Source organism: Elizabethkingia occulta (genome assembly GCF_002023715.1).
Lineage (GTDB): Bacteria > Bacteroidota > Bacteroidia > Flavobacteriales > Weeksellaceae > Elizabethkingia > Elizabethkingia occulta.
Genome location: NZ_MAHX01000007.1, coordinates 115,407 through 140,248, shown reverse-complemented (window position 1 = coordinate 140,248; position 24,842 = coordinate 115,407). Strand labels below are relative to the sequence as shown.

Sequence of the window (24,842 nt, the reverse complement as noted above, 5' to 3'; positions counted from 1 at the left end):
TTAACTATATCTCGGTTCTTATTATAACCTCCTTACTCTTAATTGCGTGCCAGAAGAAAATAGTGAGTGAAGGTTTTATAAGGAAATTAGCAAAAATTGATAATAAAAATATTTTAAATATCCCTGAGAATGCAACGAACCATTTATACGTATGTTTAGATAATAATAAGATATTTGTAACTAATGTGCTAGAGTTGTATGATTGGTATAGCAATTATGAAGATAAATCCAAAGATTTTTATACTTTTTTAGATAACGTTTTAAATCAAAGATCTAAATTAAAATCTGCAATTGCTACTAAATACGAGTACGGAGCCTTTACTGTGAATCCTAATATTATGAAGCTATCATCAGAGGCTGTTATAGGAAAGTACTTTGAACAAAACGAAAGTAAAGAAAAGTATTATTTTTATCCTAAAATTCTTTCGGCTGATGATACACAAACCATATTATACAAAATGTTTTTGGAAGGCTATCTGATAAGCTTTAATGATTATGCCGGAAATTATATTATTGAAAAATATTAAAAACATAAAAAAGCTCTCTCTTGCTAGCACAAGCCTCTGGCTCGTGACTAATCCAAAATATCTAATAAGCTCCCTAGGCAGCTTATTGTTTATCAATGTAGTATATTTACTTTATAAGAATTTTTGTAACTCTTAAATATTTATCAAAAGTATTACAATATTAAAAAAAACTGATAATGAGTTGTTTAAAATTTAAAATCAATATATATTTATTATTTTTTACACTTACATTGTTTTCCTGTTCTAAATCGCGTGTTCAAATTAATGACACATTTATTAGAGAAATTTCTGAAATTGACAGGCAAAATAGCCCAAATGTAATTTCCGCTATCCCTTCTGCTGCAATTCAATTAGTATTTGTAAAATTAAACAATGGTAATATTTATGCAACTAATGGATTAGAACTACATAACATTTATGTTGATAACTATAAAAAAGAATACAAAACCTATTATTCTTTTTTAAAACCTCTCCTTTGTCAAGAGTCAGTATTAAAATCTGATCAAATATCTAATAAAAGAAAATATCCTATTTTTCATATAGATGATAATATTATAAAAAATAGTTTTTCAGATCTTGAAAAAAAATATTTAGAAAAACACAAAGATATTTTTTTATTTTACCCTGGAGATCATCCTTTAAATATAAGATATACCATCTTATACAAGCTATATCTATCCAATTTCCACATCACTTTTGATGATTATAGCGGAAGCTTCAAAATCACTAAAACAAATACTATTGATTAACCACTTACCTATAGTTGATACAGAATATTTCCTACTAAACTTTAAAAATCGACAATCCTATGACCAATTTAGAAATAGTAAAAAGCACCTATGAGGGCGAAAATTCAGAAGAAAACGGAAAAGCTTTAGCAGCTCATGCTGCGGATAATATCCAGTGGACCGAAGCTAAGGGTTTCCCTTACGGTGGCACATATACCGGGCTGGAAGAAATTACGAAGAATGTCTTTAGTCGTTTGGGAAGTGAATGGATCGATTACAAATTCATACCCGAAGATTATGTGGCTAGTGATGATAAAGTTGTGGCTTTTGGAAACTATACCGGAATAAACAAAGAAACCAATAAACCACTTTCCGTGAGAGTCACCCATATTTGGCACCTTAAGGATGGTAAAATTATAAAATTCGAACAGTTTGTAGACAGTAAAACAGTGCTCGATACTATGAAATAATAAGAAAGCAGTACCATTTTGTACTGCTTTCTCTTATAGAATCATCTATATTTAATCTTATCTGTCCAGCGGAAAAGTAGCTATACAACGTACAGATACCGCTTCGGACCTTGTAGCCCACGGATAATTACTATTAACGGGATGCATATCATACAGTGCCCATTGTACTGCCTGTGTCGTGTTACTAAAATTAGGTGTAGCACTCCAGAATCCACCTCTCTCACCTCTGGAAAGCAATGTACCATCCGATGCACTTCTGTACCCACTAAAAGGGATAGTCATTTTAATTGTGGGATCAAAAACACTGGTAAGGACTTTTGCCGCAGAATAATTGGTTGATGAATTCTGAACTGTTCCTACTGTCGATTTATTTGTCCCTTTATCCAAAGCATTGATTTCTCTGTTCGTAGGTAAACGCCATCCATCCGGGCATGGATCATTAGCTGTTTTTACCGCCACCAAAAAGCTGCCTGAGTTCCAGGCATCATTTGGAGCACTACTAATATCCCATTTCGAAATTGAATTTGCAGGTGTCGTTACATTAGCTGCAGGCATTTTCTTACCAAACTGATAATAGTCTCCATTAATCTGTTGGGCAGGGACATCCGGATTTGCCATCATATCCGCTCCAAGATTATGGCGCATCCAGATCATACCACTTAGACGCACGGCTTGATATCCTCTGTAAAAAAGGTATTTATCATTAGGCTGAAGGGTAATTTTCAGATTATATTTCACTCCCGGAGTTATTTTCAGATCATTCAAGGCAATATTCTGCAAGCTGACAGGTGCATCATTCTGATGCGTCATAAGAATAGTTTTAATTCTGAAAATACCATCAGTCACTTTATTGGTATTGATATAGACAGGATCAGCTTTTACGCTTTTGGCACTTAGGAGCGGAAAAGAAACAATACTTCCCTTTGCGGCTGGTTGCTCCGATATTATACTACCATCTGTCATTAGCATTTTTGCTTTATCATAATGTGGAGATATACTGACCTCCTCCAGATTCGTAATATTATACCACTGTGTTGGTGTAGCATCCAGATAGACGGTAACCTGACTAAACTGATGAGAAAATACAACATCCAGATAGTTGGTATTGTTTCCCGTAATCTCCATAGTTTTGGAAAAATACATAAGATCACTACTTCCCGGTATCTCTTCTACAGAAGCTGTTGCCAATGTTTTATTAGCCTGATCCGGATAAGTAACAGATGGCACAATGGTTTTCGATCCTGTTGAATAAACCACAAATGTATAAGTATATCCGCCATTGAGTCCGGTAATAGGAGCCGCATTTCGTTCATCTCCGCTCACATAATCTTTTTCGGTTATATGGCGGCCATTTCCGTCATATACAACAACTTTGTATTTAATACCATAGCCAAGATTATTAGTGTCCTTAAGAGGAGGTGTAGCAGCTTGTAGGGAAGCATTTAATGGCTGAGAATTATCAGGAGACAGAACTGCGACCAACTTATAATCATCATTAAGCGCCAGCTCCTGTTGTTGTCTGCTATCATTTAGTTTCAAATGCTTTGTTGCAGCCTGTCCCCCTAAAGTTCCTTCCTGGCTAAAGCCACTGCCTAAAAGATTAATTCTTACATTGGTTTCACCTGTAGTTATTGCCTCGCCCGAGCTTCTGCACGATAATAAAGAGAACAACACACCACCGGTTATTACAGATTTCACAAGTAGTTTTTCTATCATTTAATTTGTATTTTATTTTTAATTTTCTTCTGAAAAACAAGTCCTGTAAACTGCTTTATAAATATATGAGGCAATATTTCAAGTTCCCTTACAATCACAAAAAAGAAAGTGTTTTAGCTAAGAAATCAATAAGATCAATTTCCTAGCTAAAACACATAAATTCCATCATTTAAGATCACTTCGTACTTGTATATTCTTTACAAAAATACAACTTCTGATCATTTATGACATTCCGGAGGTCTGTATGAATAAAATATAATGATTCTGTTAAATAACTTATCCTACAAATTCCATTGTATAAAATAACTGGATCAAAAAGAAAAGTAAAGTGAAAAACCAGACAATATATGGGTGATACCGGAAGTTTTCTTTAAGAATATGATGCAGTGCTCTGACTAAATTAATTACACCAAATCCCCCAATAATTACAGTTATTAAGCAAATAATAAGAAATGAATATTCCTTTATTCCTATACTGCCAGCTATATTAAAGTGTTGTATGTACTCATCTACATTTGCGGTTTGCCCCAGAAACATCATTGAGAAAGTAAATAAAAAAGCAGGTGTTGAAGTATAAACAGTGGTATATATAAAAGAAAATAAAAGCGTCCGGAAGGTTGTTGTGTTAACTTTTTCTCTTTTATACCAAAGCAGAACAACACTAAATAAAACAGCTGTGAAATTATTGATCAGAAAGATAAACAAAGCTTTCTCTACCATGCTTACCCCTTTAATTCTGGAAACAAAATTTTGTTCGCCTCCATAATCCATTAACAATATTGAAACGATAACAGATGTATAAACTGATAATTTTATTGGTGAAAGGTAATCTTTAAAACGTTCCGTTTCCTCTTTCTCCATTTCGTGTACTGAAAGATCATAACATCGGGCGGGCTTCTGAAACAATTTAAAAATAGTTACCGGAACCAGTAGTATCTCGATAATAATCTGTAAACAAAGTTTCTCGAAGCTGTCGATTAGTTTTTCAAACATTTACACTAAATATTAAAAAGTTGATGATGCAATTTAAATAAATTCTGAATAATTAGATATAAATTCAAATTATAATTTAATTATTCATAAACAAAGCCGGAAGAAAATCTTCCGGCTTTGTTTAAAAATATCTATTTACACTATTTAGGCAATCCTTTTCTCAGTGCCTCATTAGCTCTTTTAATCGCTTTCTTTTCTTTCCAGTCCATATACCTCTTTTTGTAACGGGACTTCATAAAGTTATCAAATTTACGTTGTACAGTAAGATTCCATAGGGAGTGTGCTTTTATTGCCCAACTCTTATCCCATGCACGAAGCGAAATAGAGAAAGATCCGTCCAGATATTTCATCCAGTGCCACCATCCGGTTGGCATAAACAAGGTATCACCATGCTCCAGGAAACATTCTATTCCTTCAATTCCGTCTAATGCCGGGAATTTTTCGAAATCAGGATTTTCTATATCATAATCTTCCAATGCATAAGTTGCATACGGAATCTGATACAGACGGTCTTTCCATTTGTATTCAAAAAGCATCACATGCTTTCTTCCGTTAAAATGCGTATGGAAAATATGTGGCATATCAATATCATAATGCAGGAAAGTTACTGAGCCTTTTCCTCCAAAAAACATACTTGGGTATTTATCCAGAAAACCTCCCATAAGATCTTTAGGAGAGATATAATCGTTTAGCAGTTTCGGAGCAAATTTTATAGGATCAAAGAAGAAGATTCTTAGATCTGTTGGTTCACGCTGAATAAGATCTATATAATCACCGAACTTCATTTCTGCAGCAGATGCATTGATTGGAGCTGCAGGATCCGCTTTAGAGCTATCATATAAAGGAACTGTTACGTCCCCTACTACTTCTTTTACATAATCCATGGTCCACTTTTGGTACGCGGGCCATTTTTTAGCCATATTTTTTATAACCACAGGCTTACGCGGCTTCAGGTATTTTTCACGAAAATCTTCCTGAGAAATGTCGTCTACAACATCAATCGGCTTGAGGATTATTCCCATTTAATTTAATTTAAGTGCTAAGGTATTAATTTTTAAGATACAAAAGTGAAATAAAAGTAATTTATTTAGAACTGTTTTAAATAACAAACATATTACAATCTTTTCCTCTTTTTGGGGAATTTCCCCCAACATACTTATAAAACAAAAAAACCACCTGGTAAGGCGGTTTTTGTGGTTTCTCCAGGAATCGAACCAGGGACACATGGATTTTCAATCCATTGCTCTACCAACTGAGCTAAGAAACCATTACTATAAAACGTATAATTCCGTTTTTAAAGTGGTGCAAAAATACACATATTATCTATATTATGCAAGCTTTTTATAATAATTAGTTGATCTAAATTAATCAAATAAAGGATCAGTTACATTTTCTGGGGAGGTACAGAGAAAATATTCATGCTGTGAGATAGTATTCCTCCGGAATACATACTTTCTGATACACCTGTCTTTTACACAGATTAGGCTCCTCCGGAGCATTTTTCTGATTTCTTGTATTATGAAATTAAGTTCATCATAATGAATGAGGAGCTCCGTCAGGAGCTTTATCTCCATAGATTATAATTTATGAAAATTCAGGGCGTTCCGGAGGAACGCTATCTTAATAAAGAAAGTGAATCTCATTCAGATAAAAAATCAAAAACTTCAGAATACAGATCAGAGGTGTAAAGGATAGAGCTTTTTTTCTATTCAGATTAACCAAACTTTTTGCTTAGTCCCCAGATTTTGCACCTGATCCAATACTTTTAATAAAATTATCTGAATGGAGTATGTACTATTAAAAACAAAAAAGCCACCTTATTAGGTGGCTTTTGTGGTTTCTCCAGGAATCGAACCAGGGACACATGGATTTTCAATCCATTGCTCTACCAACTGAGCTAAGAAACCATTCACTTTAAAACCCCGATTATATCGTTGTTTTTTAGTGATGCAAAAGTACATACATTATATATACCATGCAAGTTTTTTTATTACTTTTTTTGAAGAGATGTATGACATTACTGATTATCAGTACATTTTTTTTCTCCTAAATTTTTATAATATTCACTCATTTCCTCTAAAACAGGCTTAATAGTACTTTCCGGAAGATCACTGATTCGGATATACATTAGCCCATCTATAGCATCATTGAAGTTAGGGTCTACATTGAAAGATATAACCTTCGCATTCTGTTTGATGTATTTCTTGATTAATACAGGCATACGCATTTCAGGCTCGAAATCGTCCATAAGCTTATCAAACTTGTTCAGGTCATTATCCAGACCTTCAAAGAACATTAACTTATCACGCTCTTTAAGTCTCACTTTATACTCGTTTTTAGGATGAATATATTGTGCTACTACAGAGTCATAATAATGGGAACGCATAAATTCTATCATCAGTGTTTTACTGAAATCAGAGAATTTATTACTGATACTTACACCACCCATCAAAAACTTATGTTCAGGATTTCTCAGACATACATGTACAATACCACGCCATAATAAGAAAAGTGGTAAAGGTTTTTGTTGGTAATCTTTCATTACATAAGCCCTTCCCATTTCAATTACCTTACGGAAGAAAGGCTGTAATTCCTGATCAAAATCGAAAAGTGAGCTGGTATAGAATCCGTTAATACCATATTTCTTCATTACCTCTACTCCCAGTGCCATACGGTAAGCACCTGCAAGTTTTTCTTCACCTTTATCCCAAAGGAATAAGTGATGGTAATGTTTGTCGTATTCATCCAGATCAAATGGCATATTAGTCCCTTCTCCTACATCGCGGAAGGTAAGTTCTCTTTGTCTGCCGATTTCCCTCATTACAAAAGGAATCTCATCAGCATTAGCAAAATAAATCTCATAATCGCCATTTGCAAAAAGCAATTTTCCGTCGATATTTCTCAGATGTTTAATCTCATCTACCAGATGTTCTTTACTGGTCTCAGATATAATATTATGAACAACATGTTCATCCTGATTCAACTGAAATTTACTGCTAAGGTTTGGTATTTTCAGATAATCCGTTACACGTTTTCTCTTGTCAAAATAAGATTTCATCATGTAAACCTTATTCTTTAAAAATTCACCTAATTCCTCAGGTGTCTCATACTCTTTTGATATCTTAGGTAAAATAGGTTTCCCTATTCTTATTTTAATCGGCTTTTCGCGCTTGTTCATCATCTCTGAAGGCAACATTACTGTTTGCAAATCAGGATGAATTTTTGCCATATTATAAAACATACGGCTGTTTTTAGCATGAAAGTACATCGGAATTACCGGTACATTCATTCGTTGAATCAGTTTAAGGATCGGAGATTCCCAGTCCTTATCCAAAATTTCGTTATATCTGTTGTTTCTGTTGGAAACTTCTCCTGCAGGAAATACCCCAAAGCAGCCACCTTCTTCCAGATGCTTCATAGCTGCACGCATACCATTCAGGCTACTGAAAGCTTCTTTACGGCCTTCAAAAGGGTTTACAGGAATTACATAAGGGCTCATCGGCTGAATTTTAGACAGCAGAAAATTCCCCATAATTTTGAAATCCGGTCTGATTTCAGAAATAATCTTAGTCATCAGGATTCCGTCCAATGCCCCCAGCGGATGGTTAGACACTAGTATAAAAGGTCCTGTTTTCGGTACTTTAGCCAAATCTTCAGCAAACACCAGATATTTTACATTCAGTTCATTCAGATAAGATTCAAAAAAATCTTTTCCTTCCTTGTCTTTTAATTTATCGTATAGTTTATTCAGTTTATTGATTTGGACAATATTCATCATAGTGGATGCTACCGGTTTCTTCAGAAATCCGATTTTATCCAGTCCGACGGCCTTAATAAGGTCTTCCCTGCTTACTAAGCTCATTCTTTTTTATTTCGTTACCATTTGCAATGTATTGGCAGCAAGCTGCTCCATTAATACATTTTTGTCTTTGTAAAACTTCTCAGCATCATTCATGTTGGCATTTCTTATTGTAAAAAGCGCTACATCCGTTACTAATGATGTGTCGAATTTTTCGTTTAATGTTACATTCAGTTTCTCACTATTTTTAAATTTATCTTCCAGACATAAAGCCAGTGAGATTGCAGTATTCTGAATTAAAGATACTTTAATTTTGAATTTAGCCAGCTCAGCAAAAATATAGCTCATGTGATCCTCTGCAATAAAAGAGAAGTCACGTGTAGCAATAGTCATTAACGTCTGGTTTTCTTTCAGAATGTAACTTTCTTTTCTCGGATAGTTTTCATCTCCGGAAACTTTTGTTCCCGGCTTATCATCTTCTACAAATGATTTTACAAAGAAAGGAATAGATTTTTGTTTTAGCGGCTGCAAAGTTTTCGGATGAATAACCGAAGCTCCGTAATATGCCATTTCTATAGCTTCTTCATATGAAATATTATCCAGTAGCTCCACATCTTCAAATTTACGTGGATCCCCTGTCATTACTCCTGGTACATCTTTCCAGATGGTCATTTGTTCAGCATTCATGCAGTAAGCAAAAATAGCCGCTGAATAGTCGGAACCTTCACGACCCAATGTTACTGTAAAATTATTATCATCAGAACCAATGAAACCCTGTGTAACAAAAGATTCATTGGAATTTAATTTCTTAAAGTTTTCCTCAGTCAGCTTCCAGTCTACATTTCCCTCTCTGTAATTTGCATCAGTTTTAATATAATCTCTTGCATCTAGCCATGTATTGGTAAGTTTTTCCTGTACCAGATATTCTGATAGTATTTTAGAAGAAATCATCTCACCACAGCTTACCACCTGATCATAAACAAAGCTATAATTAGGTGATTTATTTCTTCTGAGGAAAGATTCTATATCGTAGAAAAATTCTTCAATTTCTTCATAAATCTTATGATCTTCTTTAAAAAGTCCCTTCGCTATGTCAATATGGCTCTGTTTTATCTTCGCAGTTTCAGCTTTATAATCTTTTTTGGCAAAATAGTTTTCCACAACAATTTCTAATGCGTTTGTTGTTTTCCCCATTGCTGAAACAATAAGCATACATTGCTCAAAACCTTGATTTTTCAGAACTCTGGCAACATTCATTACGCCTTCCGCATCCTTAACCGAAGCACCCCCAAATTTGAAAACTTTCATTGACTCTCAGGTATTAATAAATTATTGAATATTTTTCTGTTTATTTTTTGCTGTAAAATTTGTCAAAAGTATTAAAAATCAATCAAAAATAAAAAAAATGTATATGTGCTATATTTTTCCGAAATTTGGAAAAATCTAAACCCAATATATAATGTCTGAACAATCATTTCGTACACTTGGAGAGTTTATTATTGAAAAACAGGAGGATTTCAGATACTCGACAGGTGAATTGTCCCGTTTGTTAAGTGCCATAAGACTGGCCTCTAAAATGGTAAACCGTGAAGTAAATAAAGCCGGAATTGCCAATATTATTGGACATGCGGGAAATACAAACGTACAAGGCGAAGATCAGCAAAAACTGGATGTACTGGCAAATGATATTTTTATCAACTCTTTGTCACAACGTGAAGTCGTTTGTGGTATCGCATCCGAAGAAAACGACGATTTCATAGAAATCAAAGCCAGTGAAAATGCACATATGAGCAAATATGTGGTACTTATCGATCCTTTAGACGGCTCATCTAATATAGATGTTAATGTTTCTGTCGGAACTATTTTCTCTATTTACAGAAGAGTAACTGAACCGGGAACTCCTGTACAGCCAAAAGATTTCCTCCAGAAAGGAGTTAATCAGATTGCTGCAGGTTATGTTATCTACGGATCTTCTACTATGATTGTTTATACAACCGGAAACGGAGTGAACGGATTTACACTGGACCCGTCTCTAGGTACTTATTATCTTTCTCATCCTAATATTAAATTTCCGACAAAAGGAAAGATATATTCCATCAATGAAGGAAACTATGTCAAATTTCCTCAGGGTGTAAAAGATTACCTTAAGTATTGTCAGAAAGAAGAAGAGGACCGTCCTTACACTTCCCGTTATATTGGTTCACTAGTAGCCGATTTCCACAGAAACATGCTGAAAGGTGGTATTTATATTTACCCTTCAACATCGCAATCTCCACAAGGAAAGCTACGTCTGCTTTACGAATGTAATCCAATGGCATTTTTAGCGGAGCAGGCTGGCGGAAAGGCTTCTGATGGATTCAAAAGAATCATGGAAATAGAACCGACCGAGCTTCACCAGCGTGTACCATTCTTCTGCGGTAGTGCAGCTATGGTAACAAAGGCTGAAGAGTTTATGAAAAATGCTATTGAGGCAACTATCTAGAAAGTAATTTTTCTATTAAAACATATAGCCTCAGCTTTATCAGAATTAACTGAGCAAAGCTGAGGTTTTTATTAATTCATTATCATGCAGGCAGAATATCAACGTCACAATCTTATTTTCAAACGCCCGGGCGGGACTTCCAGAGGTGTATTAACCGAAAAGGAAACTTACTTTTTACATATTTCTGATGGGGAAAAGAAAGGAACAGGAGAATGTGGCATTTTCCGTGGACTCAGTTATGACGATGTTCCCGATTATGAAGAAAAGCTGCAGTGGCTCTGTGATAATATTAACAGTGAGTACAGCTTTCTACAGGAGCAACTTTTGCACTATCCATCTATCTGGTTTGGTTATGAACAAGCTATGCTTAATTTAAAACACGGTAATCATATTTACTTTCCGGGAGAATTTACAGAAGGCGAAAAAAGCATTACCATCAATGGATTAATATGGATGGGAAATGTAGATTTCATGAAAGAACAGATTGCATTGAAACTTCAGGATAAATTTCATTGTATTAAACTAAAGATTGGTGTTCACTGGGATGAAGAGAAAAAGGTACTGGAAGAACTTCGTAAAACTTTTCCCAAAAATCAGCTGGAACTTCGTGTAGATGCCAACGGTGCCTTTTCCGCCGAAAAAGCCAAAATTGTTTTAGAAGAATTAGCTGCCTTGGACATACATTCTATTGAGCAACCTATAAAAGCCGGTAATCCACAAGAAATGGCTTTACTTTGTGCAAATACTCCTACTCCAATAGCCTTAGATGAAGAACTTATCGGAATCACGGAATTGGAAGAAAAACAAAGACTTCTGGAGACCATAAAGCCACAGTATATTATTCTAAAGCCATCATTAGTTGGTGGAATATCTGGCTCTGATGAATGGATAGCATTAGCAGAAAAACAAAATATCGGCTGGTGGATAACTTCTGCATTGGAGAGCAATATTGGACTCAATGCTATTGCTCAGTATACCTACACAAAAAAGAATCCGATGCCACAAGGTTTGGGCACCGGATCTTTATTTACGAATAATACACCATCTAGTCTGAAACTGGAAGGCGACCAGTTGTGGTTTGCAAACTGATTATATTCTGAGAATTGATTTAATAACTATATGTTTTCAGAGATAATACTAATTATCTTTGCACATCCAGTATTGTGATGCACTGTAGCACATTCCGTTACTACAGTATCCCCATCCCGGAGGACAGTTTCCGTCTGGCGATGGTTTAGGATTACCTCCTTTTAACTCTTTCAATGATTTTCTTTCTAACTTTTTCATAATGATATTTTTATTTGGTTTTTATACTAAAATTTAGGAAACAGTTATTAATAAACACAACCGCATCCTGTTTCCCATGGCATACAATCTCTTGCAGGCTCTGTACAGCCTCCGCCCGGATTGGTTGTTCCTCCTGTTTCATAATAACATACTCCTCCGTCACAGAAACCTGTTTTTCCGGATGTTGGTGGTGGCGGACAATGATCACCATCCATACAATCAGCATAGGCTATTCTTATACCACCACTTACATGCTTTAGTAAGCTACGATTTAGTTTTTTCATAATAATTAGTATTTGGGTTAATTATTCTGGAAAGCATTCTACATCAACCAGTACACAATGTGAATACTTAGGTGGAATATTGAAATACTCACTGCATGAAACATGCTGATATTTTTTTGGAAATTCATCACAAACATTTCCGGCACCTTTTACTGTTTTTAAATGTGATCTTTGAAGTTTTTTCATGACAGATTATTTAATATTCACATACTACGCATTGACAAACACCATTCGCGTCTGTTATACCCTCCACTGTCTTATTCAGATACGGATCATAATAAACACATGCCATTCCCCCTAAAGGCGGCCCGCCACCATTGACTTTTTTCAAGTCTTTTTTAAGTAATTTTTTCATAATATTTTGATTTATTTAGTGTTAGTTAAATTACATATTTAAATCACATATCGGAGATTTTTAACTTTTATTTAACTCATAAATTAATTAACTCTGCTTTTCTCATCAAATTTCATATTACGGCTTACTCCTTTTACCTTATTGTTTCCGAATGTATAATTCACACTAAGATTGAGTCCTCTGTAATCATAATAATTTCTGAATTTCATAACAGAATCTGAATAAACAGATTCACCTTTACTGAATGCTTTTTTGAAAACATCATCCACTGATATGTTGATCTGTAATTTCTTATCCATTAAATACAGCTTAGCTCCTAAGCTCAGAATAGAATACCCATCCGATTTGAAATTCCCGGAACTTCCGGGTAACATATGTGCAAAATTAGCAAACAAGGCTACAGTTTTCTGTGTATTCAGTGTAAAGGTATTATTGATGTTATAGTACATATTAAATGATTTTTGTCCTATAACTTCCGGAATAATTCCGGTACTTTTGGAGTAATACAGATTAGCACTTGCACTTACTTCCCATAATTTAAATAAAATATCGTTATAGCCCAGATTCATTCCGTAATTAGTCTGATCAAACATATTCGCATAATCAATAATCTTAGTTCCGTTGTTAAAAGTTACAAGCTGTGAATAAGAGTCTTTAACCTGCTGATAATAAAGTGTAGCCGTTAATTTATTTTTATAAGAATAACCCAATTCTATATTATCATTATAAGAGGGTTTCAGGGAAGGATTTCCCTTTGCAAAAGAATATGGATTGATATACCATCTGTAGGGATTGATCGCACGGAAAAAAGGTCTGTTAATTCTTCTGGAATAATTAGCTGTAAAAGTATTATTATCATCTGCTTTATAAGCGATATAAGCCGTAGGGAAAAATCTTCCATATTCATATTTGTTCTTTTCCCCTGAAATCGGATTATAGCCATCGATTACAGAATACTCATAGCGTATTCCAGCTTTCGCAGACCATTGTTCATTTATTTTCTTATCTATACTAAAATAAGCGGCATAATTTTGCTCTTTGTATTCAAACAGGTTATTTCCGTCCGGCATTAAAACAGAGTTACCATTCGTTATTCTGAAATATTCCAGATTTGAAGTATTTTTAAAATAAGCCATTTTAGCTCCGGTTTCTATATTGGTAAACTTATAAGGCAATGTAAGGTCTACCTGTCCAGACCATATACTATAATTGATATTGCTATAGCTTCTGTAATTTTCTGCGTTGTTGGTATTATGATTAATAGTTTGGAAACCAATATTGTTCACCGGAATATTAGAAAAATAATTACCACCTACCGACATTTTTTTTCCCAGACTATCTAATTTCAGATCATAATAAGCATTCAGAGTATGGGTAGGAATTTTCTGACGATGCTCCGCATAAGTGGTCAAAAGAGAATCTTGCTTATTTCCTGTAAAGTATTCCGAACTATTATTAATATCCATGTTCAGATGACCGGAGCCAAAGTCATATACAATTCCGGCATTCGATTTATCTGATATTTTATAATCCAGACTATAATTCAGCCCAAGTCCGTTCGGCATATCTACTCTCCTGTCAAGACTTTTCAGTCCTTTATTTGCAATAATTTCATTTTGTTCTGTAGAATTCTTTTTGGAATCATAGTGTCTTAGTTTCAGGGAGCTACTGACTTTAGCAGACTGATAATTCAAACCAATATTATTTGTAAACCCATCGCGAGATTTTCGAACATATCCGGTAGTTAGACTACCACTCCAACCCAGATTGGAATTTTTCTTCAGGACTATATTAATAATACCGCTATTACCTTGTGCATCGTATTTGGCTGGTGGTGTCGTTATCACCTCTATTTTTGCAATATTCTCAGATCTTACAGATCTCAGATAATTCAGTAATTCCGATCCGGACATTTGCACAATTCTGTCATTAATCATTACCGATACATTACTTTTACCAACAATAGATATCCCGCTGGCTTCATCTACTTTTACCAATGGTGTATTTCTTAAAGCTTCTACTCCGTCTGTCCCTTGTGATGCAATAGAATTTTCCACATTAAAAACCATACGGTCAATTTTCCTTTCAACAAGTTTCTTTTTACCACTAAGATTCACTGTTTGTATTTCCTTCTCAGAAGCTTTTCCTGAAGTATTCTGTGCATGTATTAATGAACTTATAGAGCTAAGTAAAACAACTGCCCAAAGACCTGACTTATTTTTCATATTAAATTAGTTTTATTTTGTAACTGTTTTTTATAACTAAATATTTAGTAATACAAATGTATTCTAATTTTCTTATTAAACTAATTTTTTAGTGATAAAAAATTTTAACTAAATTCTCTTTCTTTTTATTACACATAACTAATACCAGAAAAAAACAACCAAATAACTATATAGCAGACAGATACTTACAAATGAAAATTATGATTTTAGTGTTCATTTTCAGACACCTATGTTCATAAACGGACATTTTATAAAGATTCGGAAGAACCGATTAAAATGGTTAAATTTGCACTCTTAGAATATATCTCAATGGAAGAAGAAAAAAAATCTCTCAATTTTATTGAGCAAATTATAGAGGAAGATTTGGCAAACGGTCTTGAAAAAGACAAGATCCGTTTCCGTTTCCCACCGGAACCAAATGGTTATTTACACATTGGCCACACGAAGGCTATTTGTATTAACTTTGGTTTGGGTGAAAAATATAATGCTCCGGTTAACCTGCGTTTTGATGACACTAACCCTGAAAAGGAAGAGCAGGAATTTGTAGATTCTATTAAGAAGGATGTAGAGTGGCTTGGCTTTAAGTGGGACAAGGAACTTTATGCTTCCGACTATTTCCAACAGCTATATGACTGGGCCGTAAAAATGATTAAAGAAGGAAAAGCTTATGTAGACGAGCAGCCTTCTGAGGTAATCACTGAACAACGTAAAAATCCTGCTGAACCAGGAGTAGAATCACCATATAGAAACAGACCGGTAGAAGAGTCTCTGGATTTATTTGAAAAAATGAAAAACGGAGAATTCGAAAGCGGATCAATGTCACTTCGTGCTAAAATCGATATGATTTCGCCAAATATGAATATGCGTGACCCTGTTATGTATCGTATTCTGAACAAACCACACCACAGAACCGGAACTACATGGAAAATTTATCCGATGTATGATTGGGCACATGGCGAATCCGATTATCTGGAGCAAGTCTCGCACTCGCTTTGTTCTTTGGAATTCGAAAATCACAGACCATTATACAACTGGTATCTTGAGCAGGTAAGAGATGAAAACAAAGTAGCACCAAAGCAAAGAGAATTTGCCAGAATGAATGTTACTTATATGATTACATCTAAGAGAAAGCTGCAAAAGCTGATTGCAGAAAATGTAGTCACTGGCTGGGACGACCCAAGAATGCCTACTGTTTCGGGATTGAGAAGAAAAGGTTATACTGCGGAAGCTATCCGTAACTTTATCGAGCGTATTGGTGTTGCAAAGCGCGAAAACCTTATCGATATTCAGTTACTGGAGTTCTTCGTACGTGAAGATCTGAACAAAAAGGCTAAAAGGGTAATGGCTGTTGTAGATCCGGTAAAACTGATCATTGAAAACTATCCGGAAGGACAGGAAGAGTGGGTAGAAACTGAAAACAATCCGGAAGATGAAAATGCCGGAACCAGACAAATTCCTTTCTCCAGAGAAATATACATTGAAAGAGAAGACTTCAAAGAAGAAGCCAACAATAAATTTTTCCGCCTGAAATTAGGTGGAGAAGTTCGTCTGAAATCTGCCTACATTATCAAAGCAGAGCGTGTAGAAAAAGATGAGAATGGTGAAATTACTACCATCTATGCTACATACGACGAAAAAAGTAAATCTGGAAGTGGCACCGAGGAAAGCCTAAGAAAGGTAAAGGGTACTCTTCATTGGGTATCTGCACCACACGCTATTCCGGTAGAGTCCCGTATGTACGAACGCCTGTTCACAGTAGAACAGCCGGATGCAGAAAAGGACGCAGATTTCTTACAGTATATTAATCCTGAGTCATTAAATACAGCTCACGGTTTTGCTGAGCCAAGTCTTAAAGATGTGGAAATCGGAGAACCATTACAGTTCCAGAGAATTGGTTATTTTACGAAGGATCGCGATTCTTCTGATGAGAAACTGGTTTTCAACAGAACAGTAACTTTGAAGGATTCTTACAAACCATAAGAACCAGAATAAACAATAATAAAGATGGCTACCTCACAGGGTAGCCATTTTCTGTACATCAAAAAGGATAATTCATTTTTCTGCCTTATCTTCGTTTTATAGATTCTGATTAATCAAGCTTTTCTGATTTACTAGCAGGAAACCTTAATATAACTAACAATTATGAACGAAAAACTGCAGGTACTGGCAACAAAACTAAATTTATCTGCTGATCGCCTGCAAGAGCTAATGCAGAGCTCCTCAGTTGTTAAATACAAAAAAGGAAGCTTCCTAATGCATCATGGTGAATTGTCTCATCAGCTAGGCTTTATTATTAAAGGAGCGCTTAGAACTTTTACAATCAATCAGGAAGGAGAAGATATCAGTTTCCTATTGCAGGTGGATGGTGATTTTTTTGGTGACTACGAATGTTTTCTTAATGGGAAAAAGTCTAACTGGCAATTACAGACAACAGAAGGAACAGAGGTTGTTTTGATAGAAAAGCAACATTTACATTACCTCATGGATAAAGATCCATTTTGGATAAGCTTCTACAAACAAATTGCGGATGTTTGTTTTCTGGAGGCTAAGCGCAGAATTGAGGAACTGCTATTTTATACTTACGAACAACGCTACCTGAATTTAATCACGAACAGACCTAAGGTTATTGAAAAAATACCACAAAAATATATTGCCAGCTATCTTGGAATTACAACACAGTCTCTTTCCAGAATTAGAAGCCGCATTTTATTAACATAAGTGAATGTTTTTGCTATTTATAGCGGCGAAATTTGCTGTATTAATCTAATACAACATTATTATGGATGTCGCCATTATAGGAGCCGGAATCGGAGGGCTAACAACAGCTTTGGCTCTGAAGAGAAGGAATATACCGTTTAAAGTTTATGAAGCTGCTGAAGAATTAAAACCTGTTGGCACCGGAATCATTTTGGGTATTAATGCAATGCAGGTATACCACCAGTTGCAGATAGAAAGCAAGATATTACAAGTCGGAAAAAAAGTAGAAAGCATTAATGTCACCGACTTTAGGCTAGCCCCTCTCACAGAAACTTTACTCTCCCCTTTTGAGCAAAAATATGGTCATAACAGTATCGCCATACACCGGGCAGATCTTCATCACATCTTGGTAAATGAAGTTGGCTCAGAAAATATAGTACTAAACAGCAGGCTTACGAATGCAGTAAAAACAGGCAATGATGATTATGAACTAAGCTTTGAAAATAAGGAAAAAGCACATCACAGATTTGTAATAGGAGCTGATGGTATTCATTCAAAAATCAGAAAAATATTTTTCCCGGACACACAGCTAAGAAATGCAAATCAAATTTGTTTTCGGGGGGTTACACATTTTAATCTGCCAACCAGATACAAAAACGAATTAACAGAAGGTTGGGGAAAAGGAAAACGGTTTGGCTTTGTAGAAATTTCAGGGGGAATTGTTTACTGGTACTTTCTTGTTAATGATGATCTTTATCAAAAGCATCCTGATCTAGATTTTTATCTTACAGATGCGCCGGAATTTGTAAGAGAAATGATTCTAAATACATCAAAAGAGAAATGGTTTACAGCAAATCTACAAGACCTAAAACCTATTATAGAATGGCAAAAAGATGAGGTTATACTTTTGGGCGATGCTGCACACGCTACTACACCTAATATGGGACAAGGTGCATGCCAGGCAATAGAAGACGTCTATGTATTATTCAAACTACTCAAAGAAAATAATCTGGAACTGACCTTTAGAAATTATCCGTTAATAAGGCAGGAAAAGGCACATCATGTAGTAAATACCAGTTGGAAAATCGGCAAAATTGCACAACTGGAAAATAAGCTATTGATTGGCCTGAGAAATTTAATACTACGCAAGACGCCAAAATCTATACAGGCAAGAAATTTTGACCGCTTATTTACCTTAGACAGTATAAGTTAAAACAAAAGGAGAGCTCACTTTCTTATAAAAGGTGCTCTCCTTTTTATTATATTTCTGAATAGTCCGGAAACATTCATTATCTATTCCGTAGATTATATTCTCTTTAAGCTACACCAAGTTTCTTGGCTACAATAGCATTCATAATAATCTGGGCATGAATTCTGGAATTTTCAATAAACCATAAATGGGTATTTTTTCCACCACAAACTACTCCTGCAAGATAAAGTCCGGATACATTAGTTTCCATTGTATGATCATTATGATGTGGAACCATACTTTCTCCTTCCAACAAAACACCTGCTTTACCAAGAAAATCAAAGTCAGGTAAATAACCAGTTAAAGCCAAAACAAAGTCATTTTCAATTTCGTTAATATTACCGTCTCCATCTCTGAATATTACGCTTCCTTCTGTAATTTCTGTAAGCTCAGCATTAAAATAAGCCTTAATACTACCTTCGGAAATTCGGTTTTCAATATCGGGGCGTACCCAATATTTTACTCTTCGTCCAATTTCCGGTCCACGCACAATCATTGTAACATCACCACCCTTTCGGTAAATTTCCAGAGCTGCATCTACAGAAGAATTGCTGGCTCCAATTACTACAACTTTTTGCTTTGCATATGGATAAGGTTCTGAATAATAATGCTGCACTTTAGGTAGCTCCTCTCCTTTTACCTGAATTGGATTCGGAATATCATAGAAACCTGTTGCCAGAATGACGTTTTTGGCAGTGTATTCAGATTTAGAGGAAACTACTTTAAACAATTCACCATCCTTAGTTACATCTGATACTTTTTCATAAAGATGGATATTGATATTTCTTTGTCTTGTAATACCCTGATAATATTCCAGAGCTTCCTGTCTACCTGGTTTGGGAGCTGTTGTAATAAACGGAACTCCGTCTATTTCCAATCTGTCTGCCGACGAAAAGAAACGCATATACAACGGATAATGATAAAGACTATTAGCAATAGTACCTTTTTCCAAAATAATATAGGAAAGTTTCTTTTTCTCAGCTTCCAACGCACATGCCAATCCTATAGGCCCTCCACCAATAATTACAAGATCATAAATATTCATAAAACAAAATTACGGTAAAGCACTGGTTGCATGGCAGTGATTCTTATTAATTTTATCTGTTAGCACATTAATATAGCGTGAATTTAGATTTAGTTTACAATCCTTATCAAAGTTTTCACTAAATATCACTTAACGTAAAACTCTAAAAATTTATTTCAGAAGGTATATTTACAGTTCAACATCCTCCCATACAATTCCTCTGAAATGAAACTGTTCGATCATCTTTTTTCTTTCCTGCTGCATCGTTTCTATTTTCTGAAGCAGATTGCTGATAATTTCTATTCCGGGCATATTAACATCCAGATCATAATGCCAGTTGGTAAAGCGCTCCAATGCCGGAAGATCGCTGTATGAAACATATTTAACTTCATTTTCTATCTGTACATGTAATAATCCGGAATCTTCCAGAGACTCCAAAAATGACATTTCTATATTATAAAGTTTAATCAGTTCTTCTCGTGAAATTCTCTCTTCCATGACTTAGGATTTTTGCATTTCTTTTAGTAATTCTTTTTGTTTGTCTGTAAGATTCTTTGGTAACTGTACATTAAAAGTAACATACAAATCTCCGGACTGTCCTTCCTTTTTATACACAGGGAATCCTTTTCCTTTCAGACGTACTGTTGAAGCATTGGCCGTTTCCGGTTTTACTTTCAGTTTTACACTTCCGTTTAAGGTTTTCACCTCAACATCTCCCCCTAGTAAAGCAGTATACATATCAATATTGACAGTTGTTTTCAGATCGTCTCCTGAACGTTTAAGATGACTGTCTTCAGGAATAATAAATGTAATATACAGATCTCCGCTTGGTCCGCCATTATGACCTTCCATTCCATAGCCTTTCAGTTTTATCTGCTGACCGTCATAGACCCCTGCCGGAATTGTAATTCTTACTTTCTTACTATTTACATCCAGTGTACGCTGGTGTGTTTCTGCTGCTTCATATAAGGAAAGCTGCAGTTCTGCATGCAGATCCTGACCTTTGAACTTACCAGAACTTCTTCCTCTGGAAGAAGAACTAAATCCACCGCCACCGCCGCCAAACATAGATTGGAAAAAATCTGAGAAATCTTCGCCTTCACCAAAATCAGAACCCGAAAAGCCTCCTGATGAATAAGCCCGTTGTGAACTTTGCTGTTGTTGTCTGGCTTGTTCATATTTCTCGTATTCTTCACCATTTTTCCAGTGTTCACCATACTTGTCATACTTCGCGCGCTTTTTCGGATCGCTCAATACTTCATTGGCTTCGTTCAGTTCCTGAAATTTATGATGCGCTTCTTTATCATCCGGATTAAGATCCGGGTGCATTTTTCGGGCAAGTTTTCGATAAGCTTTTTTTATGTCATCCTGGGTCGCATTTTTATTGACTCCCAGAGTTTTATAATAATCAATAAACGCCATAGAATATATGTTTTCTCAAATTTAATGAATCTGAAAGAAAAGTATGGCCAATTATTTGTTAAAAAAGAAACCTATTAATTTGTATTTTTACTTTTATAATTTTTCTGATGACAACAACTCAACACTCTTTCTGGCAGAGTTATTCCAATATAATACTCCTACTGATAGGTATTACCGTTGGTAGCATTATCGGTATTTTTTTTCCAAATGTTGTAGACTATCTTAAACCTGTTGGGGACATTTTCCTTAACCTGCTTTTCGTTACCGTTATTCCTTTGGTATTCTTTGCCATTGTAACTTCTGTATCGGCGATTGAACAAAAAGGAAAACTGGGAAAAATACTTTTTGCTATGATGTTTACTTTTTTGTGTTTTGTCATTATTGCTGCTATTTTCAGTATAGGAGCAGTATATCTTTTCCCTACTGCAAGACCTTCAACTGATGCAGCCGTAACAATTGCAGAAAACATTACCAGTACTGAAACCTGGAGTGACCGAATTGTACGTTTCTTTACTGTTGGTGAGTTTTACATGCTTCTTTCCCGACAGAATATGCTGGCTATGCTGATATTCTCTTTCCTTTTGGGGATTGCTATCCGTAAATCTGCTCCTGAAAAAACTGAAACTTTCCGCAAATTTATGGCAGGTGGAAACGAAGTAATGAAGGAATTACTAATATTAATTATGAAAGCTGCACCTATAGGACTCGGCGCTTATATCGCATACCAGGTTGGTACATTAGGACCTCAGCTTTTTGGATTCTATGCAAAACCCTTGGGTGTTTATTATGGAGCCGGAATCGTTTATTTCTTTGTATTTTTCAGTTTGTATGCTTTCGTAGCTAACGGAACCAAAGGCATTAAACTTTTCTGGAAAAATAATATTGTACCCTCATTTACAGCTATCAGTACGTGCAGTAGCCTGGCAACTATGCCGGCTAATCTGGATGCTGCGAGAAAAATTGGAATCCCAGATTCGGTTGCCAATGTTGTAATCCCTATCGGAACAACCATTCATAAAAACGGATCATCTATTTCTTCTATTGTAAAAATATATGTTGCTTTTCTTTTATTGGGGTGGGATTTCTTCGATTTCAACAACCTGGTTATAGCCTTAGGAATCACAGTCTTTGTAAGCGTTGTTGCGGGAGGTATCCCCAACGGAGGCTACATTGGAGAGATGCTGATGATATCCGCATATAACCTTCCGCAAGAAGCTATTCCAGCAGTAATAATTATTGGTACACTTGTAGACCCATTGGCTACAATACTTAACTCAACCGGAGATACTGTAGCAGCGATGGTCGTTACGAGACTGGTGGGAGAGAAATTTAACCCACCGGTTGAAGAGTAGGATTTCTTTTAAGTTCAAAAATAAGATTATCCATATTGTCCTCATCAATACGTTCAGGATTCAGTATAAAATTATGTTTTAACAATAAGCTTTTAGATGCCTCATTATATCGGCTTGTAAAAGCTTCTATTTTATCCAGACCAAGTGTTGAAAAACCATATTCAATTATTGTAACCATGGCCTCTGACATAATTCCTTTACCATGGTGAAGGGGCTTTAAATCATAGCCTATCTCTGCTGTTTTACGATCTGCAGAGATTTTCCACAGGCATATACCTCCTATTAAATCCGGAGTTTCTTTTTTGCGAATAGCCCAATTTATTGCGCTTTTATTTTCATATCGATCTCTGGCCAACCGGATAAAATCATAAGCCTGCTGAATATCATGATCAGGTCCTCTTTTGATGTAACGAGCTACTTCTTCATCAGAACGAAGAGAAAAAATACTTTCAACATCTACGTCTTCAATACGGTTAAGCACTAACCTATTGGTAAACAATACTGGAAACATAAACTACTACTATTTTTATCTATTTTATAAACTTTAGCCAAAAATAACTATAATTTATCAACCATATCAAAAATAATTTTAAAACAAAAAGCCATAAACTTGGTAAAACTTTTATTATTCGTTAATTTAGACTCCGAAATATATAAATGAAAAGAGTATGAATATGTACAAAAAAATTACGCTTTCTGCGTTAGTTATTTCAGCGCAATTCTGGTCGGCCCAGCAAACTTCACAGGAAAAATTAAATCCTGTAGTTCAAAACATTGTAAATGAAGTCAATAACAATTCCCAGCTAGAGAATCTGGCTTTTGAATTATTAGATGTGATTGGTCCACGTTTGGTAGGCTCGCCTGCAATGAAGCAAGCTAACGATTGGGCTGTAGAAAAATATAAAAGCTGGGGAATCGATGCACAAAACCAACAGTTTGGCGAATGGGCTTCCTGGCAAAGAGGAATTACACAGGTAGAAATGACTTCACCGCGTGTAAAAAGTCTGGAATCTATGCAGTTGGCATGGTCTCCTGCTACTAAAAAAGCAATAGATGCTGAGGTGGTAATACTTCCTAAAGTGAATAATCCTTCAGAATTTGCGGAATGGTTAAAAGGAATTAAGGGCAAATTTGTCTTAATGGCACAATATCAGAGATCTGGCCGCCCTGACTATCAAATAAAAGAATTTGCTACTCCGGAATTGTATGAAAAGTTTAAAGCACAAAGAGATAAAGATGCTGAAGATTTCAGAAACTTAATTAAAAATACAGGTTACGATAATAATAGCCTTCCTGAAGCTTTAGAAAAAGCTGGTGCAGCTGGTATTGCTATTTCTAACTGGACTGGCATTATGGGTGCCAACAGAATTTTTGGAGCTAAAACCAAAAATATCCCTATGATAGACATTGCTGTAGAAGATTACGGAATGCTTTATCGTCTTGCTTTGAATGGTAAAAAACCAACAATCAAGGTAAATGCACAATCTAAAAACCTGGGAACAGCCAAGTCTTTCAATACAATTGCAAGAATTGAAGGAAAAGAAAAGCCAAACGAATATGTAATTCTTTCTGCTCACTTCGATTCATGGGACGGAGCACAAGGTGCTACAGACAACGGAACTGGTACTATTACTATGATGGAGGCTGCAAGAATCCTTAAAAAATACTACCCTAACAACAAAAGAACTATTATTATAGGACATTGGGGAAGTGAAGAACAAGGACTAAACGGTTCCAGAGCATTTGTATTGGATAATCCTGAAATTATCAAAAATACACAGGTAGCATTTAATCAGGATAATGGAACAGGCCGTGTTGTAAATATCCAGGGACAAGGTTTTGTAGACTCTTATGATTATCTTACGCGTTGGATGACAGCCCTTCCTAAAAATGTAGGTAAGCATATCGAAACCTCGTTCCCGGGAATGCCTGGCGGCGGCGGATCTGATCATGCTTCTTTTGTTGCGGCTGGTGTACCGGGGATATCATTAAGTTCTCTTAACTGGGGTTATTTTGGTTATACATGGCATACCAACAGAGATACTTATGACAAAATTATGTTTGATGAGGTAAAAAATAACGTAATTGCCGCAGCAGTTATGGCTTATATGGCTTCGGAAGAACCTGAACTTGTAAGCAGACAAAAGCGTACTATGCCTGCAGGACAAACCTGGCCTGAGGTAAAAGAACCTAAGCGTAAAGGAACCAACTAAGCGTTATGTAAACTGTAAA

24 protein-coding genes and 2 tRNA genes are annotated in these 24,842 nt (G+C 35.5%); 10 read left to right on the top strand and 16 right to left on the bottom strand.

What is annotated here, in order from left to right:
* Positions 1-62: 62 nt before the first annotated feature.
* The 3 genes from BAZ10_RS05415 to BAZ10_RS05405 all read left to right on the top strand — a co-directional run bounded on the left by BAZ10_RS05415 (position 63) and on the right by BAZ10_RS05405 (position 1,725).
* Positions 63-527: a hypothetical protein gene (locus BAZ10_RS05415; RefSeq protein ID WP_078771196.1), complete on the top strand. Its 465-nt coding sequence runs from the start codon at positions 63-65 to the stop codon at positions 525-527.
* 176 nt (positions 528-703) lie between these two features.
* The gene (locus tag BAZ10_RS05410) at positions 704-1,276 is read left to right on the top strand and encodes a hypothetical protein (protein WP_078771195.1); all 573 of its coding nucleotides are present in this window, start codon (positions 704-706) and stop codon (positions 1,274-1,276) included.
* 59 nt (positions 1,277-1,335) lie between these two features.
* Positions 1,336-1,725 carry a nuclear transport factor 2 family protein gene (locus tag BAZ10_RS05405; RefSeq protein ID WP_078771194.1) on the top strand — a complete coding sequence of 130 codons (390 nt, stop codon included), beginning with the start codon at positions 1,336-1,338 and terminating at the stop codon, positions 1,723-1,725.
* 57 nt (positions 1,726-1,782) lie between these two features.
* Here BAZ10_RS05405 and BAZ10_RS05400 read toward each other — a convergent pair whose 3' ends face one another.
* The 7 genes from BAZ10_RS05400 to BAZ10_RS05365 all read right to left on the bottom strand — a co-directional run bounded on the left by BAZ10_RS05400 (position 1,783) and on the right by BAZ10_RS05365 (position 9,541).
* Positions 1,783-3,441, bottom strand: a complete 1,659-nt coding sequence (locus tag BAZ10_RS05400; protein WP_078771193.1) for an FISUMP domain-containing protein — start codon at positions 3,439-3,441, stop codon at positions 1,783-1,785.
* 276 nt (positions 3,442-3,717) lie between these two features.
* Positions 3,718-4,434, bottom strand: coding sequence for a hypothetical protein (locus tag BAZ10_RS05395; RefSeq protein WP_078771192.1), 717 nt, complete (start codon positions 4,432-4,434; stop codon positions 3,718-3,720).
* A 140-nt stretch (positions 4,435-4,574) separates the two neighbouring features.
* Positions 4,575-5,456 carry a cupin-like domain-containing protein gene (locus BAZ10_RS05390; RefSeq protein WP_078771191.1) on the bottom strand — a complete coding sequence of 294 codons (882 nt, stop codon included), beginning with the start codon at positions 5,454-5,456 and terminating at the stop codon, positions 4,575-4,577.
* A 172-nt stretch (positions 5,457-5,628) separates the two neighbouring features.
* A tRNA-Phe gene (locus BAZ10_RS05380) sits at positions 5,629-5,701 on the bottom strand.
* Between the two features lie 567 nt (positions 5,702-6,268).
* Positions 6,269-6,341 (bottom strand) — tRNA-Phe (locus BAZ10_RS05375).
* A 110-nt stretch (positions 6,342-6,451) separates the two neighbouring features.
* Positions 6,452-8,296, bottom strand: coding sequence for a lysophospholipid acyltransferase family protein (locus tag BAZ10_RS05370; RefSeq protein WP_078771189.1), 1,845 nt, complete (start codon positions 8,294-8,296; stop codon positions 6,452-6,454).
* A gap of 6 nt (positions 8,297-8,302) precedes the next feature.
* Complete coding sequence (locus BAZ10_RS05365; protein ID WP_078771188.1) at positions 8,303-9,541, bottom strand: aspartate kinase; 1,239 nt, start codon at positions 9,539-9,541, stop codon at positions 8,303-8,305.
* 151 nt (positions 9,542-9,692) lie between these two features.
* On the opposite strand from BAZ10_RS05365, the gene fbp reads away from it, so the two are divergent.
* Both fbp and BAZ10_RS05355 read left to right on the top strand, forming a co-directional pair.
* Positions 9,693-10,715, top strand: coding sequence for a class 1 fructose-bisphosphatase (gene fbp / locus BAZ10_RS05360; protein ID WP_078771187.1), 1,023 nt, complete (start codon positions 9,693-9,695; stop codon positions 10,713-10,715).
* A gap of 84 nt (positions 10,716-10,799) precedes the next feature.
* Positions 10,800-11,804, top strand: coding sequence for an o-succinylbenzoate synthase (locus BAZ10_RS05355; RefSeq protein WP_078771186.1), 1,005 nt, complete (start codon positions 10,800-10,802; stop codon positions 11,802-11,804).
* A gap of 48 nt (positions 11,805-11,852) precedes the next feature.
* Here the strand turns inward: BAZ10_RS05355 and BAZ10_RS19020 are convergent, their stop codons facing one another.
* The 5 genes from BAZ10_RS19020 to BAZ10_RS05345 form a co-directional block, all read right to left on the bottom strand.
* Positions 11,853-12,002, bottom strand: coding sequence for a hypothetical protein (locus BAZ10_RS19020; protein WP_165689686.1), 150 nt, complete (start codon positions 12,000-12,002; stop codon positions 11,853-11,855).
* A 47-nt stretch (positions 12,003-12,049) separates the two neighbouring features.
* Positions 12,050-12,286, bottom strand: a complete 237-nt coding sequence (locus tag BAZ10_RS05350; protein WP_165689685.1) for a hypothetical protein — start codon at positions 12,284-12,286, stop codon at positions 12,050-12,052.
* 21 nt (positions 12,287-12,307) lie between these two features.
* On the bottom strand, positions 12,308-12,472 hold the full coding sequence (locus tag BAZ10_RS19015; RefSeq protein ID WP_158267960.1) for a hypothetical protein: 165 nt from the start codon (positions 12,470-12,472) through the stop codon (positions 12,308-12,310).
* 10 nt (positions 12,473-12,482) lie between these two features.
* A complete protein-coding gene (locus BAZ10_RS19145) occupies positions 12,483-12,641 on the bottom strand; it encodes a hypothetical protein (RefSeq protein WP_221407370.1) in 159 nt (52 codons plus the stop codon).
* An 83-nt stretch (positions 12,642-12,724) separates the two neighbouring features.
* Positions 12,725-14,866, bottom strand: coding sequence for a TonB-dependent receptor domain-containing protein (locus BAZ10_RS05345; protein ID WP_078771184.1), 2,142 nt, complete (start codon positions 14,864-14,866; stop codon positions 12,725-12,727).
* 309 nt (positions 14,867-15,175) lie between these two features.
* On the opposite strand from BAZ10_RS05345, the gene BAZ10_RS05340 reads away from it, so the two are divergent.
* From BAZ10_RS05340 to BAZ10_RS05330, 3 genes are all read left to right on the top strand, one after another.
* Positions 15,176-16,846 carry a glutamine--tRNA ligase/YqeY domain fusion protein gene (locus BAZ10_RS05340; protein ID WP_078771183.1) on the top strand — a complete coding sequence of 557 codons (1,671 nt, stop codon included), beginning with the start codon at positions 15,176-15,178 and terminating at the stop codon, positions 16,844-16,846.
* 162 nt (positions 16,847-17,008) lie between these two features.
* On the top strand, positions 17,009-17,584 hold the full coding sequence (locus BAZ10_RS05335) for a Crp/Fnr family transcriptional regulator (RefSeq protein WP_078771182.1): 576 nt from the start codon (positions 17,009-17,011) through the stop codon (positions 17,582-17,584).
* Between the two features lie 61 nt (positions 17,585-17,645).
* Entirely contained in the window at positions 17,646-18,776 is a 1,131-nt protein-coding gene (locus BAZ10_RS05330) for an FAD-dependent monooxygenase (RefSeq protein ID WP_078771181.1), read from the top strand.
* Between the two features lie 103 nt (positions 18,777-18,879).
* Here BAZ10_RS05330 and BAZ10_RS05325 read toward each other — a convergent pair whose 3' ends face one another.
* From BAZ10_RS05325 to BAZ10_RS05315, 3 genes are all read right to left on the bottom strand, one after another.
* Entirely contained in the window at positions 18,880-19,857 is a 978-nt protein-coding gene (locus tag BAZ10_RS05325) for a YpdA family putative bacillithiol disulfide reductase (protein ID WP_078771180.1), read from the bottom strand.
* Between the two features lie 168 nt (positions 19,858-20,025).
* Positions 20,026-20,334: a chaperone modulator CbpM gene (locus tag BAZ10_RS05320; RefSeq protein ID WP_078771179.1), complete on the bottom strand. Its 309-nt coding sequence runs from the start codon at positions 20,332-20,334 to the stop codon at positions 20,026-20,028.
* Between the two features lie 3 nt (positions 20,335-20,337).
* A complete protein-coding gene (locus tag BAZ10_RS05315; RefSeq protein WP_078771178.1) occupies positions 20,338-21,258 on the bottom strand; it encodes a DnaJ C-terminal domain-containing protein in 921 nt (306 codons plus the stop codon).
* A gap of 107 nt (positions 21,259-21,365) precedes the next feature.
* Here BAZ10_RS05315 and BAZ10_RS05310 point away from each other — a divergent pair, with 107 nt between their 5' ends.
* Positions 21,366-22,610 carry a dicarboxylate/amino acid:cation symporter gene (locus BAZ10_RS05310; protein ID WP_078771177.1) on the top strand — a complete coding sequence of 415 codons (1,245 nt, stop codon included), beginning with the start codon at positions 21,366-21,368 and terminating at the stop codon, positions 22,608-22,610.
* Here BAZ10_RS05310 and BAZ10_RS05305 read toward each other — a convergent pair.
* Positions 22,588-23,121: a GNAT family N-acetyltransferase gene (locus tag BAZ10_RS05305; protein WP_078771176.1), complete on the bottom strand. Its 534-nt coding sequence runs from the start codon at positions 23,119-23,121 to the stop codon at positions 22,588-22,590. The genes BAZ10_RS05310 and BAZ10_RS05305 overlap by 23 nt on opposite strands.
* A 157-nt stretch (positions 23,122-23,278) precedes the next feature.
* Here BAZ10_RS05305 and BAZ10_RS05300 point away from each other — a divergent pair, with 157 nt between their 5' ends.
* Positions 23,279-24,823, top strand: coding sequence for a M28 family peptidase (locus BAZ10_RS05300; RefSeq protein WP_185116493.1), 1,545 nt, complete (start codon positions 23,279-23,281; stop codon positions 24,821-24,823).
* Positions 24,824-24,842 lie beyond the last annotated feature (19 nt).

Excerpts from the sequence above, each read along its gene's own strand:
- BAZ10_RS05405 (WP_078771194.1), top strand. The coding sequence starts at position 1,336 with ATGACCAATTTAGAAATAGTAAAAAGCACCTATGAGGGCGAAAATTCA.
- BAZ10_RS19145 (WP_221407370.1), bottom strand. The coding sequence starts at position 12,641 with ATGAAAAAATTACTTAAAAAAGACTTGAAAAAAGTCAATGGTGGCGGG.
- BAZ10_RS05300 (WP_185116493.1), top strand. The coding sequence starts at position 23,279 with ATGAATATGTACAAAAAAATTACGCTTTCTGCGTTAGTTATTTCAGCG.
- fbp (WP_078771187.1), top strand. The coding sequence starts at position 9,693 with ATGTCTGAACAATCATTTCGTACACTTGGAGAGTTTATTATTGAAAAA.
- BAZ10_RS05410 (WP_078771195.1), top strand. The coding sequence starts at position 704 with ATGAGTTGTTTAAAATTTAAAATCAATATATATTTATTATTTTTTACA.
- BAZ10_RS05320 (WP_078771179.1), bottom strand. The coding sequence starts at position 20,334 with ATGGAAGAGAGAATTTCACGAGAAGAACTGATTAAACTTTATAATATA.
- BAZ10_RS05315 (WP_078771178.1), bottom strand. The coding sequence starts at position 21,258 with ATGGCGTTTATTGATTATTATAAAACTCTGGGAGTCAATAAAAATGCG.
- BAZ10_RS19020 (WP_165689686.1), bottom strand. The coding sequence starts at position 12,002 with ATGAAAAAGTTAGAAAGAAAATCATTGAAAGAGTTAAAAGGAGGTAAT.
- BAZ10_RS05395 (WP_078771192.1), bottom strand. The coding sequence starts at position 4,434 with ATGTTTGAAAAACTAATCGACAGCTTCGAGAAACTTTGTTTACAGATT.
- BAZ10_RS19015 (WP_158267960.1), bottom strand. The coding sequence starts at position 12,472 with ATGAAAAAACTTCAAAGATCACATTTAAAAACAGTAAAAGGTGCCGGA.
- BAZ10_RS05310 (WP_078771177.1), top strand. The coding sequence starts at position 21,366 with ATGACAACAACTCAACACTCTTTCTGGCAGAGTTATTCCAATATAATA.
- BAZ10_RS05335 (WP_078771182.1), top strand. The coding sequence starts at position 17,009 with ATGAACGAAAAACTGCAGGTACTGGCAACAAAACTAAATTTATCTGCT.
- BAZ10_RS05340 (WP_078771183.1), top strand. The coding sequence starts at position 15,176 with ATGGAAGAAGAAAAAAAATCTCTCAATTTTATTGAGCAAATTATAGAG.
- BAZ10_RS05350 (WP_165689685.1), bottom strand. The coding sequence starts at position 12,286 with ATGAAAAAACTAAATCGTAGCTTACTAAAGCATGTAAGTGGTGGTATA.
- BAZ10_RS05390 (WP_078771191.1), bottom strand. The coding sequence starts at position 5,456 with ATGGGAATAATCCTCAAGCCGATTGATGTTGTAGACGACATTTCTCAG.
- BAZ10_RS05400 (WP_078771193.1), bottom strand. The coding sequence starts at position 3,441 with ATGATAGAAAAACTACTTGTGAAATCTGTAATAACCGGTGGTGTGTTG.
- BAZ10_RS05325 (WP_078771180.1), bottom strand. The coding sequence starts at position 19,857 with ATGAATATTTATGATCTTGTAATTATTGGTGGAGGGCCTATAGGATTG.
- BAZ10_RS05370 (WP_078771189.1), bottom strand. The coding sequence starts at position 8,296 with ATGAGCTTAGTAAGCAGGGAAGACCTTATTAAGGCCGTCGGACTGGAT.
- BAZ10_RS05355 (WP_078771186.1), top strand. The coding sequence starts at position 10,800 with ATGCAGGCAGAATATCAACGTCACAATCTTATTTTCAAACGCCCGGGC.
- BAZ10_RS05365 (WP_078771188.1), bottom strand. The coding sequence starts at position 9,541 with ATGAAAGTTTTCAAATTTGGGGGTGCTTCGGTTAAGGATGCGGAAGGC.
- BAZ10_RS05345 (WP_078771184.1), bottom strand. The coding sequence starts at position 14,866 with ATGAAAAATAAGTCAGGTCTTTGGGCAGTTGTTTTACTTAGCTCTATA.
- BAZ10_RS05305 (WP_078771176.1), bottom strand. The coding sequence starts at position 23,121 with ATGTTTCCAGTATTGTTTACCAATAGGTTAGTGCTTAACCGTATTGAA.
- BAZ10_RS05330 (WP_078771181.1), top strand. The coding sequence starts at position 17,646 with ATGGATGTCGCCATTATAGGAGCCGGAATCGGAGGGCTAACAACAGCT.